Source organism: Rugamonas apoptosis, from assembly GCF_014042355.1.
GTDB classification, from domain to species: Bacteria; Pseudomonadota; Gammaproteobacteria; order Burkholderiales; family Burkholderiaceae_D; genus Rugamonas; species Rugamonas apoptosis.
Genome location: NZ_JACEZU010000008.1, coordinates 217,714 through 234,449, shown reverse-complemented (window position 1 = coordinate 234,449; position 16,736 = coordinate 217,714). Strand labels below are relative to the sequence as shown.

The following is a 16,736-nucleotide window of genomic DNA, read 5'->3' as shown; positions in this document are numbered from 1 at the left end:
CATGATGAATATGAATGCAAACTCCTCGAGCGACGCCTTGCTGGAAGACTTGTCCGATGAAATGATCATCGACCAGGTGGGTGGCGAGCTGCACGACGTGCCCGAAGCCAAGCCGCGCCGCGACTTGCCGCAGATGATGCGCAAGATCCCCGTGACGCTGACGCTGGAAGTGGGTTCGGCCCGCATCTCGCTGCAGGAATTGATGGCCATCGGCCCCGACAGCGTGGTCGAACTCGATGTGCTGGCCGGCGAGCCGCTGGTCATCAAGGTCAACGGCACGGCCATCGGCCGCGCCGAAGTGGTGGTGGCAGGCGAGAATTACGGGCTCAAAGTGATCGACCTGGATGGACTCAATCTCGACATGATGGCGCCATGACGTGGTGCTTGACATGGCCGGCGCGCCGGCGCCGGTGGCCGGCGCTGGCGGCCGGCTGCTTGTTGTTGCTGTGCTGGTGGGGGCCGGCCCAGGCCGTTGACCTGCTGGCCAATGTGGTGCCGGGGGCCAAGACCGAACTGACGGTCAAGACCCAGATCCTGATCATCATGACCTTGCTGGGCTTGCTGCCCGTGATGGTGATGATGATGACCAGCTTTACCCGCTTCGTCATCGTGCTGTCGCTGCTGCGCCAGGCGCTGGGCCTGCAGCAAGGTTTGCCCAACCGGATCATCACGGGCGTGGCCCTGATCCTCACGCTGCTGGTGATGCGCCCCATCGGCGACCAGGTGTGGACCGACGCGTTCGTGCCCTACGACAAGGACAAGATCGGCCTGGAGGAAGCGCTCAAGATCGCGGAAAAGCCCGTCTCGCGCTTCATGCTGGCCCAGACCAGCAAGGCCGCGCTGGCCCAGATCGCCCACCTGGCCGGCGAGGACCAGGTGACCGTGGCGGCCGAGCACGCCTTCACCGTCAAGCTGGCCGCCTTCGTGCTGTCGGAACTGAAGACGGCGTTCCAGATCGGCTGCATGCTGTTCATCCCGTTTCTCGTGATCGACCTGGTGGTGTCGTCGGTGCTGATGGCGATGGGCATGATGATGCTGTCGCCGCTGGTGATTTCGCTGCCGTTCAAGCTGCTGCTGTTCGTGCTGGTGGACGGCTGGACCCTGACCGTCAACACGCTCGTGACGAGCATCCAGGCTTACTGACAGGCGGACCTTATGCTGACTCCTGAAGTTGCCGTCGACCTGGTGGTGGAAGCGTTGCACATCGTGATGCTGCTGGTGGTGCTGCTGGTGGTGCCGGGCCTGGTGACGGGCTTGCTGGTGGCGCTGGTGCAGGCCGCCACCCAGATCAATGAGCAAACCCTCAGTTTCCTGCCGCGCCTGCTGGTGACGCTGCTGGCCATCATCCTCATGGGGCGCTGGATGTCGGGCTACCTGATGGATTTCTGCGTCTCCATCTTCCAGCGCGCCGCCACTCTGGTCGGCTAGCGCAGCGCCACCACGCCCCGCCCGATGGAACACCTCCTGGACCAGTTGCTGCCCATGCTGAACGCGCTGTGGTGGCCGTTCTGCCGGGTGCTGGCCATGCTGACGGCGGTCCCCGTGCTGGGCGAGGCGGTCACGCCCGTCACGGTGCGGGTGCTGGTGGCGCTGGTGCTGGCGATCCTGATGCTGCCCCTGACCCAGGGTGCGGCCGTGATCGACCCCTTGTCCTTGCAGGGCGTACTGGCCACGCTGGAGCAGGCCGTGATCGGCGGCGTGCTGGGGCTGGCGTTTCACTTCGCCATGTCCGTGATTGGTGTGCTCGGTTACCTGGTGTCGTCCCAGGTGGGCTTTTCCATGGCCGTCATGAACGATCCCATGAACGGTCAATCGTCGGACGTGGTGTCGGCCCTGTTGTCGGTGCTGGCCATCATCGTGTTCTTTTCCATCGACGGCCACCTGGTGGTGGCGGGCGTGATCGGCCAGAGCTTCAAGGCCTGGCCGCTGGGCCACGGCTACGGCCCGCTGCTGCTGCAAAGCGTGGCCTATAACGTGGCCTGGATCTTCTCGGCCGCCATGCTGCTGGCCATGCCCATCGTGTTCTCGACGCTGGTAGTACAACTGGGCTTTGGTTTCCTGAACCGGGTGGCGCCCACCCTGAACCTGTTCTCGCTGGGCTTTTCCGTGATCACCCTGTTCGGCCTGCTGATGCTGGGCCAGGTGGTGCGTTTCATCCCCGAGCACTATGTGCGCATGACAGGCCAGATCCTGGAATTGATCCGGCAACAGATGCAGGCGGCGGGCCATGGCTGATTCGAGCACCGGCGATAAAACAGAAAAGGCGTCACAGCAAAAGCTGAAGAAGTCGCGCCAGGAAGGGCAGGTGGTGCGCTCGCGCGACCTGTCGACGGCGATCGGCATCCTGGTCAGCCTGAAGCTGTTCGTGTACCTGCTGCCTGCGTATTTCCGCCATTTCCAGTCCATTTTTGAACTGGGTTTCGCGCCGCTGGGCAGCGCCGGGGCGATCGACAATGCGCTCTCGATCGTGTTCAGCGAAGCCATGTGGCTGCTGGTGCAGATGGTGTTGCCGCTGTTCGTGGTGCCGCTGTTCATCGTGCTGGGCGCCATGGTGCCCGGTGGCTGGGTGGTCAGCATGAGCCACTGGGAACCCAAGATGGAGCGTTTGAGTCCGGCGGCCAACCTGGGCCGGCTGTTCTCGTCCAAGCATGGTTTCGAGCTGCTGGTGTCGATCGGCAAGGCCAGTGTGCTGATCTGGGTGCTGGTGCACGTGGCCCGCTCCACCGTCAAGGATTACACCCAGCTCGAACACATGGCCATGGGCCAGGCCATGCTGGCCGGCTCCAGCCTGATGCTGGACGGCTTGATGTCGCTGGTGTCCGTGTTTATCATCTTCGCCGTGATCGACGTGCCGGCCCAGGCGTATTTCTTCGCCAAGAACCAGCGCATGAGCAAGCAGGACATGAAGGAAGAGCACAAGAGCAACGAAGGCCGGCCCGAGGTGAAGAACCGCATCCGCCAGTTGCAGCGCCAGCTGGCCCGGCGCAGCGCGCGCAAGACGGTGCCCACGGCCGACGTGGTGATCGTCAACCCGGAGCACTACGCGGTGGCCCTGAAGTATGACTTGAACAAGGCCGAGGCGCCCTATGTGGTGGCCAAGGGCGTGGACGAGATGGCGCTCTATATCCGCCAGCTGGCGGTCGAATTCAAGATCGAAGTGATGCCGCTGCCGCCGCTGGCGCGGGCCATCTACAACACCAGCCAGGTCAACCAGCAGATCCCGGTGCAGCTGTATCAGGCCGTGTCGCAAGTGTTGAACTACGTGCTGCAGCTGCAAGCATTCCGTACTGGACGGCGCGCCGTCCAGCCAGCATTCCCTAACGAGGTGGTCGTTCCACCTGCAATGAGCGAGGTCGTACCGTCATGAATTTCCTGAACCGCCTGGTCGCCGAAGCGCGGCGCCACAAGTTCGCCACCCCGGCCTTCCTGATGGTCGTGCTGGCCATGATCATGCTGCCACTGCCGCCCACGGTGCTGGACATCATGTTCACCTTCAACATCGTGCTGGCCCTGATCGTGATCCTGGTCAGCGTGACGGCCAGGAGGCCGCTGGACTTCTCCGTGTTCCCGACCGTGATCCTGGCCACCACCATGCTCAGGTTGACACTGAACGTGGCGTCGACCCGGGTGGTGCTGCTGCACGGCCATGAAGGCACGTCGGCGGCCGGCCTGGTGATCGAAGCGTTCGGTAAAGTCGTTATCGGTGGCAACTTCGTGGTCGGTATGGTGGTGTTCGTGATCTTGATGATCATTAACTTCGTCGTCGTCACCAAGGGTGCGGAGCGGATTTCGGAAGTGTCGGCCCGCTTCACGCTGGACGCCTTGCCGGGCAAGCAGATGGCGATCGACGCCGACTTGAACGCCGGCCTGATCAACCAGGAAAAAGCCCAGGCGCGCCGGCTGGAAGTGGCGGCCGAGGCCGACTTCTACGGCGCCATGGACGGCGCCTCCAAGTTTGTGCGCGGCGATGCCGTGGCCAGTATCCTGATCCTGATCATCAACATGGTGGGCGGGGTGGCCATAGGCGCCCTGATGCACGACCTCAGCTTCGGCGACGCGTTCCGCCAGTACGCGCTGCTGACCATCGGTGACGGCCTGGTGGCCCAGATTCCGGCCCTGCTGCTCTCGGCCGCGGCCGCCATCCTGGTGACCCGCATCAGCGACGCGGGCGACTTCGAACAGCAAGTGGGCAGCCAGCTGCTGGCCTCGCCACCGGTGATCCTGTCGGCGGCCGGCATGATGTTCGTGCTGGCCCTGGTGCCGGGCATGCCGTGGGCCATGTTCCTCACCTTCGCCGCCGTGCTGGCCTATGTCGGCTACCGGCTCGGACAGCGCGTCAAGCAGCCCGAGACGGATGCGCTGGCCGCCATCGAGGCCGCCCTGCGCGAAGAGAAAGTGGCCGAGCTGGACTGGCAGAGTCTGCCTGCTGTGCAGCCGCTGCAAGTGACGCTCGGTTACAAGCTGGTGAGCCTGATCGACAAGGCCCACGGCGAGCCGCTGGCCAAGCGGGTCAAGGGCGTGCGCCAGAGTTTGTCCGAAGCGATGGGCCTGCTGCTGCCGCCCATCACCGTGCGCGACGACCTGGGCTTGAAACCGTCGCAATACGCAGTGGTGCTGTCGGGCAGCGTGGTGGCCCAGGCGGAAGTGTTTCCGGACCGGCTGATGGCGATCCCGTCGCCCAATGTGTATGGCCAGATCGACGGTATTCCCGGTGTCGAGCCGGCCTATGGCATGCCCGTCACGTGGATCGAGCAGGGCGAGAAGGCCAATGCGCTGGGGCTCGGTTACCAGGTGGTGGAGGCGCCCAGCGCCATCGCCACCCATTTGTCCAAGCTGATCCGCGAATATTTGCCGGAACTGTTCCGCCACGAGGATGTGCCGGCCATGATGGACCGGCTGACCGCCTTGTCGCCCAAGCTGGCGTCCGCGCTCGACAAGTCGCTGACCCACACCCAGATCCTGCGCGTGTTCCGCGTGCTGCTGGCCGAGAATGTGTCGTTGAAAGATATCGTGCCGATCGCCACCACCCTGGTCGACAGTTCGGAAACCACCAAGGACCCGATCCTGCTGGCGGCCGAAGTGCGCTGCGCGCTGCGGCGCCAGATCGTCACGGGACTGTGCGGCCAGAAGGCGGAGATGCAGGCGTTCAACCTTGGTGGCGAGCTGGAGAATATGCTGCTGGGCTCCTTGAACCAGGCCCGCCAGGGCGGCAAGGTGGTGCTGGACAACTACCCGATCGACCCCCATTTGCTGGCCCAGTTGCAGGTGAACATGCCGGTGGCGCGCGAGCAGATGAAGCAGCAAGCGACGCCGCCGCTGTTGCTGGTGTTGCCGCAGATCCGGCCGCTGCTGGCCCGTTACGCCCGCCTGTTCGCGCCCGGCCTGCACGTGTTGTCGTATAACGAGATCCCCGAGAACCGGGAAGTGAGCATCATCGGCACGGTCGGGTAAAGCCAGCCCGGCCAGTCCAGCCAGGCCAGCCATCAACCGACGGGACGTCCCGCCAGGCGTCGACCATGGCGTCACGTCCCGTCTGCTTTGCTTGCCTGGTTCAGGCCGATTCGGAGTACAGGTCGTCCGGCGGCAGGGGATGCGACAGCAGCACGGCCACTTCGGCCATGGCCTTGAACACGGCCGGGGTCAGGGCGGCCATCTGGGCCCGTTCCGGGTGGTGCTCAGGCGCCAGCGGGATGTCGCGCGTCAGACGGCAGCGGATGATGGTCAGGCCGGTCCGGCTGATGGTGGCGGCCAGTTGCGGCAGCATGTCGCGCATGTGGCGCATGGCCGAATTTTGCTGCGCGCCCACTTCCAGCACCACGCCGCCGCCCACCGGTTCCATTTGTATCACCACCCGTCCTACGCCGGGCAGCATCAGTTCCAATCGTAATGCGATACGGGGGCCGCGCCGGCGCGGGTGCTCGTCGTCGCCCTCCTGGTCCCGGTTCACCACCCGCAACACCAGTTGCTCGGCGCCCCAGGCATAGACGGCGAACCGCCACGGCTCCAGTTCCGTCACCAGCGGCGGCGCGCCGCGGCCTTCGCGCAGCACGGCTGGCGTATGGTCGGCCATGAACAGGCTGGACGGGACGTGCTGGCCGTTGGCTTGCTCCTGCAGCGCGGCGCGCTGCTGGGCGTAAGTGTGCACCATGACCAGCCAGGAACTGGCCATGTTGGCCGCGTCGGGCGGAGCCCAGACCAGTTGGCGCGACAGGAATACCTGATTGGGATGCATGGCGGCCGGATCGGCCGCGCTGGGCGTGTCGGCCGCCAGCTGGGCGGCCAGGGTGTCGAGTCCGGCATGGGGCAGCGGCAAGCCTTCCGGACCCTCCAGCAGCAGCCCGGCCGCGCCCGGCGTGGCCGGGGCCAGCGGAAACTCGCCGCTGTCGCCGCCCGTGGCCGGCCCGGTCTGCGGCTGCGGCAGCGGGGTGGGGCGGTCCGGCACGCTCAGCGGCGCGGTGGTGGGTCCGATGCGGTCAAATGCCATGGTGCTAACTCGCCTCTAACAGGCCAAAAAAAAGCCAACCGAATCTCCGGTTGGCTCCTGGTGCACCTGCCCGCGCGGCGGGCAGGGCGGCGCTACAATTATTGCAGCAGGGACATAACCAGCGACGAGGTGCTGTTGCTTTGTTTCAGCATCGCGGTACCGGCTTGCAGCAGCATCTGGCTCGAGGTCATGTTCGACGATTCGGCCGCGAAGTCGGTGTCCATGATACGGCCGGTTGCAGCCTTGGTGTTGGTCGAGATGTTCGACAAGTTGTTGTAGACGTGGTCCAGGCGGTTCGAGATCGCACCCAGTTTCGAACGCAGCGCGCCCACGGTGTCGATGGCGGTGGCCAGCTTGTCGATGGTGGCATTGGCGGCGGTGGCGCCGGCGGCGGCAGTCGCGCCGCTGATTTCCGTGCCGCCGGCCGAGGCGACGCCGGTGGCGCCGTCATACAGCAACGAGGCAGCAGCCAGGTCGGTGTGCACCTGCGTCAGTTCGGTGCTCACGTCACCGCTCATTTTTTCGGTCGAGCCGGCGCCGATCTGGAAGTCGACGGCGGTGGCCAGTTTGCCGGTGCCGCTGGTCAGCAGGGCGGTGCCGCCGAACTTGGTGTTGGTCATGATGTTGCTCAGCTCGCTGGTCAGCGAGTCGAATTCCTTCTGCATTGCGGTCTGGTCGTTGGCGGTCGACGAACCGTCGGCTGCCTGGGTGGCCAGGTCTTTCATGCGCATCAGGATGTTGGTGGTTTCATCCAGGGCGCCTTCGCCCGTTTGCAGCATGGAGATCGAATTCTGGGTGTTGCGCATGGCCACTGCCATACCGCTGGTCTGGGCTTTCAAACGGGTGGCGATCTGCAGGCCGGCGGCGTCATCCATTGCCGAGTTGATGCGGAAGCCGGTGCTCAGGCGGGTCTGCGAAGTCGACAGGCTGCCCTGGGTGCGGGTGATCGAGTTCTGTGCGGAAAGGGCCGCAGCGTTGGTGTGAAGGCTCAGCATGAAATAACTCCTGGTAGGTGGATTCAGTTCGGAGCATCGGACTCTTTGTGCTCTCCCAAGTACAAGACGACCATTTCGGCTAGGACATTAAATTCCATGTGGAAATTTTTTAAAAATATTTGTAACGCCCGCCGGCAGTACCCCTGACGCCGCCGTTCCACCCCACGATTATGGCCCGTTTCAGGCGGGCGCGGCAAAAAAAACAGCGCGGGGTGCAAGCACGCCGCGCTGTCTTTTTGATAACTATCCCGCTTACATGTTCGGGTAGTTGGGGCCGCCGCCGCCTTCCGGCGTGACCCAGATGATGTTCTGGGTCGGATCCTTGATGTCGCAGGTCTTGCAGTGCACGCAATTTTGCGCATTGATCTGCAGGCGGTCCTGGCCTTCGTCGGTCTTGATGAATTCATACACGCCGGCCGGGCAGTAGCGCGCTTCCGGCCCAGCGTACTTGGCCAGGTTGACGTCCACCGGCACGCTGGCATTCTTCAGCGTCAGGTGGATAGGTTGATCTTCCGCATGGTTGGTGTTGGAAATAAACACCGACGACAGGCGGTCGAAGGTCAGCTTGCCGTCCGGCTTGGGATAGTTGATCGGCGCGAAGTCGGTGGCCGGCTTCAGGCACTCGTGGTCGGCGTGGCTGTGGTGCAGGGTCCATGGCGCCTTGCCGCGGAACACGATCTGGTCGATGCCCGTCATCAGCGCGCCCACGTACAGGCCCTTGTTCAGGTAAGGCTTGACGTTGCGCGCCACGTGCAGCTCCTCGTGCAGCCACGATTGCTCGAACGCGGCCGGGTAGCTGGCCAGTTCGTCGTGCTGGCGGCTCTCGCCCAGCGCGGCGAACACGGATTCGGCGGCCAGCATGCCGGACTTGATGGCCGCGTGCGAACCCTTGATGCGGCTCATGTTGAGGAAGCCGGCGTCGCAACCGATCAGGGCGCCGCCTGGGAACACCAGCTTGGGCAGCGATTGCAGGCCACCGGCCGTGATCGCGCGGGCGCCGTAGGAAATGCGCTTGCCGCCTTCGAAGAAGCCGCGGATGGCCGGGTGGGTCTTGTAGCGCTGGAATTCCTCGTACGGCGACAGGTAAGGGTTCTCATAGTTCAGGCCGACCACGTAGCCGACCATGACCTGGTTGTTTTCCAGGTGGTACAGGAACGAGCCGCCATAGGTTTTGGTGTCGAGCGGCCAGCCGGTGGTGTGGATCACCAGGCCGGGCTGGTGCTTGGCCGGGTCGATTTCCCACAGTTCCTTGATGCCGATGCCGTACGATTGCGGATCCTTGCCCTTGTTCAAGTCGTATTTGGCCATCAGCTGCTTGCCCAGGTGGCCGCGCGCGCCTTCGGCGAACAGCGTGTACTTGCCGTGCAGTTCCATACCCAGCTGGAAGTCCGGACCGGCTTCGCCGTCGCGCTTGACGCCCATGTTGCCGGTGGCCACGCCTTTGACGGAACCGTCGTCGTTGTACAGGATTTCCGCGGCGGCGAAGCCGGGGAAGATTTCCACGCCCAGCGACTCGGCCTGCTGGCCCAGCCAGCGCACCACGTTACCGAGCGAGATCACGTAGTTGCCGTGGTTCTCGAAGCAGGCTGGCAGCGCGAAGTTAGGCGTCTTGAACGCTTTCTTTTCGGTCAGGAACAGCACGCGGTCTTCCGTCACCTCGGTGTTGAGGGGGGCGCCCAGTTCCTTCCAGTTGGGGATCAGCTCGGTCAGTGCCTTCGGGTCCATCACGGCGCCCGACAGGATGTGCGCGCCCAGTTCGCCGCCTTTTTCCAGCACGACGACGGACACTTCCTGGCCTTTTTCCGCAGCCATCTGCTTGATCTTGATGGCGGCCGACAAGCCGGCAGGGCCGCCGCCGACGATCACGACGTCATACTCCATCGCATCGCGTGGGCCGTACTGTTCAACTAGGGTTTGGGGCTGGGTCATGGTGAGTTCTTATCAGGAGGAGAAAAAAATTTTAGCACGAGTGTGCTTCTTTTTGCTGCCGAATGCAACGCCGGCGACATTTTGAGGCACATTATTAGATGCTGCAATCTAATACTGGCAATTTGTGTAATCATTACGCCAGCATCGTATCGGGTGCATCATCACCAAACACAGGGAGTAGCTCGTGGGTATAGAAGTCAATTTTGAGGGAAAAATCGCGCTGATCACCGGCGCCTCCAGTGGTCTGGGGGCCCGCTTCGCCAAGGTACTGGCCCAGGCCGGCGCCCAGGTCGTGCTGGCCTCGCGCCGTACCGAGCGTTTGAAGGAATTGCGGGCCGAAATCGAGGCCGACGGCGGCGCGGCCCACGTGGTGAGCCTGGATGTGACCGATTTCGCCAGCATCAAATCGGCCATCGCCCACGCCGAGACGGAAGCGGGACCGATCGATATCCTGGTCAATAATTCGGGTGTGTCGACCACGCAACGGCTGGTGGATGTGACGCCGGAGGATTACGCTTTCATCATGGATACCAACTTGCGCGGCGCGTTTTTCGTGGCCCAGCAGACGGCCAAACGCATGATCGCGCGCGCCAAAGGTGATCCCAAAAAACAACACCGCATCATCAACGTGGCCTCGGTGGCGGGCCTGCGGGTGCTGCCGCAGATCGGTGTGTATTGCATGAGCAAGGCTGGCGTGGTGCAGATGACCAAGGCCATGGCCGTGGAATGGGGCAAGTATGGCATCAACACCAACGCCATCTGCCCCGGTTATATTTCCACTGAAATCAACGAGGATTATTTCGCCAGCGAACAGGGCCAGAAGCTGATCAACATGCTGCCCCGCAAGCGCCCCGGCAAGCCGGAAGACCTCGATGGCCTGATGCTGCTGCTGGCCGGCGAGGAATCGCACTTCATCAACGGCGCCATCATCTCGGCCGACGACGGCATGCTGGCCATGTAAAGTCAGCTTTGGCGCAGGCCCACCAGCTTGTGCACCAGTTCGGACGAGGTGGCGGCGCCGAACTTGCGCATCAGCTTGGCGCGGTGCATTTCCACCGTGCGCGGGCTGAGGTCCACCTGGCGCGCGATCACCTTGCTGGTCTTGCCTTCGACCAGCAGGGCTGCGATTTCCCGCTCGCGCGCCGTCAGCTCGGCCGTCACGGGCCGCTTCTCACTGACATCCTCGAATGTCCAGATGCCCGGCCCCAGCGGCTCGTTGGCCTTGAGCGCATGGCCCGTGACGTGGCACCAGAACAATTCATCGTTGGCGCGGCGCATGATGCGCTCGTCCGAATAGCGCCCCTTGGCGTTCATGATGGGGATGATGCGGTCGCCCGTGCGCAGGAATTCATCCATGGTCGGATACAGGGCGCGGAACGACAAACCCTGCAGCGCCGCGCGCGGATAGCCGAACATGGCGGCCAGCGCTTCGTTGCAAGCCTGGATCACGCGGTTTTCGGAAATACACATGCCAACCGGCGCATGCAGGAAGATCGTTTCGTAATCGATGGCGGGCGGTACGTTCATGTGGGGCGGATCAACTCGGGTGACATCCAAACAGCGTAAAAAGGAACACGGCGCGCCGGTAGTTCTACGGTATTGTGCTTTTGCAGGGCGTATTCTATGCTCCATACGCTCTTCGCACACTACAGCGAGCGACACAGCTTATCAAAAGAAAAGGGACACGTATGAATAAAGTTTATCCCGATGCGGCCGCCGCCCTGGCCGGTATCGTCCAGGATGGTCAAACCATCGCCGTCGGCGGCTTCGGCCTGTGCGGCATACCCGAAGCCCTGATCGGCGCGCTGCGCGATTCCGGCGTGAAAGGCTTGACGGCCATTTCCAACAACGCCGGCGTGGATGGCTTCGGCCTGGGCCAGTTGCTGGAGACGCGCCAGATCCGCAAGATGATTTCGTCCTACGTGGGCGAGAACAAGGAATTCGCGCGCCAGTACCTGGCCGGCGAACTGGAACTGGAATTCACGCCCCAGGGCACGCTGGCTGAAAAGCTGCGCGCCGGCGGCGCCGGCATCCCGGCCTTTTTCACCAAGACGGGCGTGGGCACGATCGTGGCCGAAGGCAAGGAAATCCGTGAATTCGACGGCGAAGCCTATGTGATGGAACGCAGCCTGGTGGCCGACGTGTCGCTGGTCAAGGCGTGGAAGGCTGACAAGGCCGGCAACCTGATCTTCCGCAAGACGGCCCGCAACTTCAACCCCAACGTGGCCATGGCCGGCAAGATCACCGTGGTGGAAGTGGAACAACTGGTGGAGACGGGCGAGATCGACCCGGACCAGGTGCATCTGCCCAGCATCTTCGTGCACCGCATCGTCGTCAACGCGACGCCGGAAAAGCGCATCGAACAGCGCACCGTGCGCGCCTGAGGCGCGCGCCACCACAACAAGACGGAGATTACTATGGCATGGACTCGTGACGAAATGGCCGCGCGCGCGGCGAAGGAATTGCAGGATGGATTTTATGTGAACCTGGGCATCGGCTTGCCGACCTTGGTCGCTAACTATGTGCCCAGCGATATCGAAGTATTCCTGCAGTCGGAAAACGGCTTGCTGGGCATCGGCCCGTTCCCGACCGACGCGGACGTGGACGCCGACCTGATCAACGCCGGCAAGCAGACCGTGACGGCCTTGCCCGGCGCCGCCTACTTCAGCTCGGCCGACTCGTTCGGCATGATCCGCGGCGGCAAGATCAACCTGGCCATCCTGGGCGCGATGCAAGTGTCCGAGCATGGCGACCTGGCCAACTGGATGATTCCAGGCAAAATGGTCAAGGGCATGGGCGGCGCGATGGACCTGGTGGCTGGCGTCAAGCGGGTCGTCGTGCTGATGGAACATGTGGCCACAGCCAAGGATGGCAGCACCTCGCACAAGCTGCTCAAGCAGTGTGACTTGCCGTTGACGGGCGTGGGCGTGGTGGACTTGATCATCACCGACCTGGGCGTGATGGAAGTGACCGGCAAGGGCTTGAAGCTGACCGAACTGGCGCCTGGCGTCACCAAGGAACAGGTGCAAGCCGCCACCGGCGTGGAACTGGATATGTCGGCCGTGTAAACGGTCCGGTCGTAATAGATGGAACGGCGTGCCTGCGGGCGCGCCGTTTTGTTTTTGGTCGCTCGCGGCGGACCTCTGGCGAGTCGGCGTCAAGAGTCGGTGTCAGGTCTGTCATTCGGACAGTCGGCGCACATCTTTGATCCATCTCATGGTGTGAGCTTCTAATCTTTCGATTGTCTAAGCAGGCTCAATGGGCGGCCGCTTACCACGACTGAATCGACACCGATTGATTGAACGCAAAGGTGTCGTCTTCGTGTCCGAATGACAGACCTGACACCGAATTTTGCATAAAGCAACGGCCCCGGACTGCTTAGTGCGGGGCCGTGTTGAAGCGGGGCGGCGGATTTAGTGCTGGGCGGCTTTCACGCTATCCTCGCCGTAGGCGGGGTAGGAGGCCGAGCCCGGGTGGGCCAGCTCCGCTTTCAGGCGGTCATGGTCCAGTTCTTTTTCCCAGTTCGATACCACCACGGCGGCCACGCCATTGCCCACGAAGTTGGTCAGGGCGCGGCATTCGCTCATGAAGCGGTCGATGCCCAGGATCAGGGCCATGCCGGCCACGGGGATGGTGGGCACCACGGCCAGCGTGGCGGCCAGCGTGATGAAGCCGGCGCCGGTGATGCCGGACGCGCCTTTCGAGGTCAGCATGGCTACGCCCAGGATGGTCAGTTCCTGGCCCAGGGTTAAATCGGTGTTGGTGGCCTGGGCCACGAACAGGGCCGCCATCGTCATGTAGATGTTGGTGCCATCCAGGTTGAACGAGTAGCCGGTGGGGACTACCAGGCCGACCACGGACTTGGAGCAACCTAGTTTTTCCAGCTTGCTCATCAGCGAGGGCAGGGCGCTTTCCGACGAGCTGGTGCCCAGCACGATCAGCAGTTCTTCCTTGATGTAGAGGATGAAGCGGCCAATGGAGAAGCCGGTCAGCTTGGCCACCGTGCCCAGCACGATGAACACGAACAGGCCGCAGGTCAGGTAGAACGAACCCATCAGTTTGGCCAGCGGCAGCAGCGAGGCGATGCCGTATTTGCCGATGGTGAAGGCCATGGCGCCGAACGCGCCGATCGGTGCGACTTTCATGATGATGTTGACCATGCCGAAGATGGCGGTGGCGATTTCATCGATCAAACGGGTCACCGGCTTGCCTTTTTCGCCCATGATGGACAGCGCGAAACCGAACAGGATGGCCACCAGCAGCACTTGCAGGATCTCGCCCTTGGCGAACGCGTCCACCAGCGTGTTGGGGATGATGTTCATGATGAAGTCGATGGTCGACTGCGACTTGGCCTTGGTGGTGAATTCCGCGATGGCCTTGGTGTCGAGCGTGGCGGGGTCGGCGTTAAAGCCGGCGCCGGGGCGCAGGATGTTGGCCACGAACAGGCCGATCACCAGCGCGAAGGTGGACACCACTTCAAAGTACAGCAGCGCCTTGCCGCCCACGCGGCCCACTTTCTTGATGTCTTGCATGCCGGCGATCCCGGACACGACGGTGCAGAAGATCACCGGGGCGATGATCATTTTGATCAGCTTGATGAAGCCATCTCCCAGCGGCTTCATGGCGACCGCGTTGGCGGGCAGGAAATAACCCAGCAACACGCCGCAGGCGATCGCAAACAACACCTGCACGTATAGTATTTTATAAAACGGCTTTTTCACGGTGACTCCTCGTGGCGGGTAATTTGAGGGTCCCATAATGGATGAAAGGCACAGTTATCACTATTGTGGTTAACCGCAAATCATCCCAGTGATAACTGGGGCGGGGCGGGCTGTGGCGAATCCGCCACGGCCGCCCGCCGCGCGAGGAGCCGCAACGAAGCTGCGGCCTTTTTGGGGTTAAGACTGTTTCAAAATGGGCGCGGCGAGGCGCGGTGACGAAGACAGTGCGCCTGCACGGCGAGGAGCCACAACGAAGCTGCGGCCTTTTTGGCCTGAGACTGTTTCAAAATGGGCGCAGCGAGGCGCGGTGACGAAGACAGTGCGCCTGCACGGCGAGGAGCCGCAACGAAGCTGCGGCCTTTTTGAAGCAGTCTCCTTACTGGGCCACCCAGCCGCCGTCCATATTCCAGGTCGCGCCCCGCACCTGGCGCGCCGCGTCGCTGCACAGGAACACGGCCATCGCGCCCAGTTCCTCGGGGGTGACGAATTCACCGGACGGCTGCTTGTCGGCCAGCAGCGCGCGTTTGGCGTCGTCGTTGCTCAGGCCATCCTTGGCGGCGCGCGCGTCGACCTGCTTTTGCACCAGCGGCGTCAACACCCAGCCGGGGCAGATAGCGTTGGCCGTCACGCCCGTGGTGGCCGTTTCCAGCGCCGTCACCTTGGTCAGGCCCAGCAGGCCGTGCTTGGCCGCCACATAGGCCGATTTCTGTTCCGACCCGACCAGGCCGTGCACCGAAGCCAGGTTGATGATGCGGCCCCAGTTTTTGGCCCGCATGCCGGGCAGCGCCAGGCGGGTGGTGTGGAAGGCCGAGGTCAGGTTGATGGCGATGATGGCGTCCCATTTCTCGACCGGGAACTCCTCCACGCTGGCCACGTACTGGATGCCGGCGTTGTTAACCAGCACATCCACGGCGCCGAACTTGTCGGCCGCGAACTTCATCATGGCTTCGATTTCGGCCGGCTTGGACATGTCGGCGTTGTGATAGGCCGTCTTGACCTGGAATTCGCGGGCCACGTCGGCCTGCAGTTTGTCGATCTCGGCGGCGTCGCCGAAGCCGTTGAATACGATGTTGGCGCCTTCAGCGGCCAGCGCGCGCGCCATGCCCAGGCCGATGCCGGAGGTGGAGCCGGTGACCAGTGCGGTTTTGCCTGCCAGAATAGTGCTTGCCATGATGTCCTCTGTGATAAAAAGTGCGCGGGTTGGTGGTCTGGAGCATGCTGCGCTACACTGCGGTAAGATTTTTCGCGCAACGCCCGGTAAAATGTGATCACCCGTCATCATTACATAAAAATCCACCTGCGGTATTTGGAAACGAATCCGCGTTTGACAAGGAAGTGGCATGTTCGAAGCAAAAATACGGTCTGTCCAGTGCCTGTCCATGGCCGGCCTGCATCATATGGCGTACAAGGAATGGGGCGCGGCGGACAATCCGAACGTGCTGGTGTGCGTGCATGGCGTGACCCGGGTGGCCGACGATTTCGACGTCATGGCGCGCGCGCTGGCCGCCGACTATCGCGTGATCTGCCCCGACGTGGTGGGTCGCGGCCGTTCGGGCCGCCTGCGCAATCCCAATCTGTACGTGATTCCCCAGTACGTGAGCGACATGGTCACGCTGCTGGCGCGCGTGCTGGCCAATCATGAGCAGCAGCGCGTGGACTGGTTCGGCACCTCGATGGGCGGCCTGATCGGCCTGGGCCTGGCTTCGCTGCCGGGCAACCCCATCGGCCGCCTGATCCTGAACGACATCGGCCCGTCGCTGGAAGCGCCGGCCTTGCAGCGCATCGGCGACTATATCGGCCAGGACTTGCGCTTTCCGACCTTCGAGGAAGGCGCCCGTTTCATCCGCGACGTGTCGCTCACCTTCGGCCCGCATACGGATGCCGAGTGGCATAAACTGGCGGCCGACGTATTGCGCCAGGATAAGGACGGCATGTGGGTGCGCCATTACGATATGGGCCTGGCCCAGCCGTTCCGCGCCGCCACGCCCGAATCCGTGGCGGCCGACCAGGCTGCGCTGTGGCGGTCCTACGACGCCATCACCTGTCCCACGCTGCTGATCCGCGGCGGCGAGTCCGACCTGCTGTCGCGTGCCACGGCCGACACCATGACGCAGCGCGGTCCCCGCGCCACGCTGGTGGAAGTGCCCGGCGTGGGCCATGCGCCCACTTTCGTGCACGACGACCAGATCGCCATCGTCAAGCAATTCTTACTGAACACATAAACTGCAACAGCAACACGAACGAGAACACGAGTATGGAAATCAAACGACTGCATGTGGGCAAGCGCCTGTCCGAAGTGGCGATCCACAACAACACCGTCTACCTGGCTGGCCAGATCGCGGAAGACAAGACGCAGGACATCAACGGCCAGATGCGCGAAGTGCTGGGCCACGTTGACCGCCTGCTGGGCGAGGCGGGCAGCGACAAGAGCTGCATCCTGAGCTGCCAGATCTACCTGTCCGACCTGGCCAATTTCGCCGGCATGAACGAGGAGTGGGACGCCTGGGTGCCCCATGGCCACACGCCGCCGCGCGCCACCGTGCAGGCGCAGCTGGCCGACCCGGCCTGGCTGGTGGAAGTGGTCGTCGTCGCTGCTGTGCGTTAGGC

17 protein-coding genes are annotated in these 16,736 nt (G+C 63.1%); 11 read left to right on the top strand and 6 right to left on the bottom strand.

Annotated elements, in window-relative coordinates:
- The first annotated feature begins 4 nt into the window (after positions 1 to 4).
- The 6 genes from H3H39_RS17335 to H3H39_RS17310 are packed head-to-tail and all read left to right on the top strand — an operon-like array spanning position 5 to position 5,451.
- A complete protein-coding gene (locus H3H39_RS17335; RefSeq protein WP_220461596.1) occupies positions 5 to 376 on the top strand; it encodes a FliM/FliN family flagellar motor switch protein in 372 nt (123 codons plus the stop codon).
- On the top strand, positions 373 to 1,143 hold the full coding sequence (gene fliP, locus H3H39_RS17330; RefSeq protein WP_182154795.1) for a flagellar type III secretion system pore protein FliP: 771 nt from the start codon (positions 373 to 375) through the stop codon (positions 1,141 to 1,143). Before H3H39_RS17335 ends, fliP begins: the two co-directional genes overlap by 4 nt.
- Before the next feature lie 12 nt (positions 1,144 to 1,155).
- On the top strand, positions 1,156 to 1,428 hold the full coding sequence (gene fliQ, locus H3H39_RS17325) for a flagellar biosynthesis protein FliQ (protein ID WP_182154793.1): 273 nt from the start codon (positions 1,156 to 1,158) through the stop codon (positions 1,426 to 1,428).
- Between the two features lie 24 nt (positions 1,429 to 1,452).
- Entirely contained in the window at positions 1,453 to 2,235 is a 783-nt protein-coding gene (locus H3H39_RS17320; RefSeq protein ID WP_182154791.1) for a flagellar biosynthetic protein FliR, read from the top strand.
- Positions 2,228 to 3,367 carry an EscU/YscU/HrcU family type III secretion system export apparatus switch protein gene (locus tag H3H39_RS17315; protein WP_182154789.1) on the top strand — a complete coding sequence of 380 codons (1,140 nt, stop codon included), beginning with the start codon at positions 2,228 to 2,230 and terminating at the stop codon, positions 3,365 to 3,367. The genes H3H39_RS17320 and H3H39_RS17315 overlap by 8 nt, the downstream gene beginning before the upstream one ends.
- Positions 3,364 to 5,451, top strand: a complete 2,088-nt coding sequence (locus H3H39_RS17310; RefSeq protein WP_182154787.1) for a flagellar biosynthesis protein FlhA — start codon at positions 3,364 to 3,366, stop codon at positions 5,449 to 5,451. Before H3H39_RS17315 ends, H3H39_RS17310 begins: the two co-directional genes overlap by 4 nt.
- Before the next feature lie 100 nt (positions 5,452 to 5,551).
- Here H3H39_RS17310 and H3H39_RS17305 read toward each other — a convergent pair whose 3' ends face one another.
- The 3 genes from H3H39_RS17305 to H3H39_RS17295 all read right to left on the bottom strand — a co-directional run bounded on the left by H3H39_RS17305 (position 5,552) and on the right by H3H39_RS17295 (position 9,360).
- Positions 5,552 to 6,484 (bottom strand): hypothetical protein, encoded by a 933-nt coding sequence (locus H3H39_RS17305; protein ID WP_182154785.1) that lies wholly within the window; start codon positions 6,482 to 6,484, stop codon positions 5,552 to 5,554.
- A gap of 98 nt (positions 6,485 to 6,582) precedes the next feature.
- Positions 6,583 to 7,479 carry a flagellin N-terminal helical domain-containing protein gene (locus H3H39_RS17300; protein ID WP_182154783.1) on the bottom strand — a complete coding sequence of 299 codons (897 nt, stop codon included), beginning with the start codon at positions 7,477 to 7,479 and terminating at the stop codon, positions 6,583 to 6,585.
- A gap of 252 nt (positions 7,480 to 7,731) precedes the next feature.
- A complete protein-coding gene (locus H3H39_RS17295; protein ID WP_375540442.1) occupies positions 7,732 to 9,360 on the bottom strand; it encodes an electron transfer flavoprotein-ubiquinone oxidoreductase in 1,629 nt (542 codons plus the stop codon).
- Positions 9,361 to 9,592: 232 nt separating this feature from the next.
- On the opposite strand from H3H39_RS17295, the gene H3H39_RS17290 reads away from it, so the two are divergent.
- A complete protein-coding gene (locus tag H3H39_RS17290) occupies positions 9,593 to 10,369 on the top strand; it encodes an SDR family oxidoreductase (RefSeq protein WP_182154779.1) in 777 nt (258 codons plus the stop codon).
- Between the two features lie 2 nt (positions 10,370 to 10,371).
- On the opposite strand, the gene H3H39_RS17285 is transcribed toward H3H39_RS17290, so the two are convergent.
- Positions 10,372 to 10,935 carry a PAS and helix-turn-helix domain-containing protein gene (locus tag H3H39_RS17285; protein ID WP_182154777.1) on the bottom strand — a complete coding sequence of 188 codons (564 nt, stop codon included), beginning with the start codon at positions 10,933 to 10,935 and terminating at the stop codon, positions 10,372 to 10,374.
- A 161-nt stretch (positions 10,936 to 11,096) separates the two neighbouring features.
- Here H3H39_RS17285 and H3H39_RS17280 point away from each other — a divergent pair, with 161 nt between their 5' ends.
- Both H3H39_RS17280 and H3H39_RS17275 read left to right on the top strand, forming a co-directional pair.
- A complete protein-coding gene (locus H3H39_RS17280; protein ID WP_182154775.1) occupies positions 11,097 to 11,792 on the top strand; it encodes a CoA transferase subunit A in 696 nt (231 codons plus the stop codon).
- A gap of 33 nt (positions 11,793 to 11,825) precedes the next feature.
- Complete coding sequence (locus H3H39_RS17275) at positions 11,826 to 12,476, top strand: CoA transferase subunit B (protein ID WP_182154773.1); 651 nt, start codon at positions 11,826 to 11,828, stop codon at positions 12,474 to 12,476.
- Positions 12,477 to 12,821: 345 nt separating this feature from the next.
- Here the strand turns inward: H3H39_RS17275 and H3H39_RS17270 are convergent, their stop codons facing one another.
- Both H3H39_RS17270 and H3H39_RS17265 read right to left on the bottom strand, forming a co-directional pair.
- A complete protein-coding gene (locus H3H39_RS17270) occupies positions 12,822 to 14,129 on the bottom strand; it encodes a dicarboxylate/amino acid:cation symporter (protein ID WP_182154771.1) in 1,308 nt (435 codons plus the stop codon).
- Between the two features lie 376 nt (positions 14,130 to 14,505).
- Positions 14,506 to 15,300: a 3-hydroxybutyrate dehydrogenase gene (locus H3H39_RS17265; protein WP_220461586.1), complete on the bottom strand. Its 795-nt coding sequence runs from the start codon at positions 15,298 to 15,300 to the stop codon at positions 14,506 to 14,508.
- Positions 15,301 to 15,469: 169 nt separating this feature from the next.
- Between H3H39_RS17265 and H3H39_RS17260 the strand changes: the two genes are divergently transcribed.
- Both H3H39_RS17260 and H3H39_RS17255 read left to right on the top strand, forming a co-directional pair.
- Entirely contained in the window at positions 15,470 to 16,351 is an 882-nt protein-coding gene (locus H3H39_RS17260; protein ID WP_182154769.1) for an alpha/beta fold hydrolase, read from the top strand.
- Positions 16,352 to 16,383: 32 nt separating this feature from the next.
- Positions 16,384 to 16,734 carry a RidA family protein gene (locus H3H39_RS17255; RefSeq protein WP_182154767.1) on the top strand — a complete coding sequence of 117 codons (351 nt, stop codon included), beginning with the start codon at positions 16,384 to 16,386 and terminating at the stop codon, positions 16,732 to 16,734.
- Positions 16,735 to 16,736: the final 2 nt, after the last annotated feature.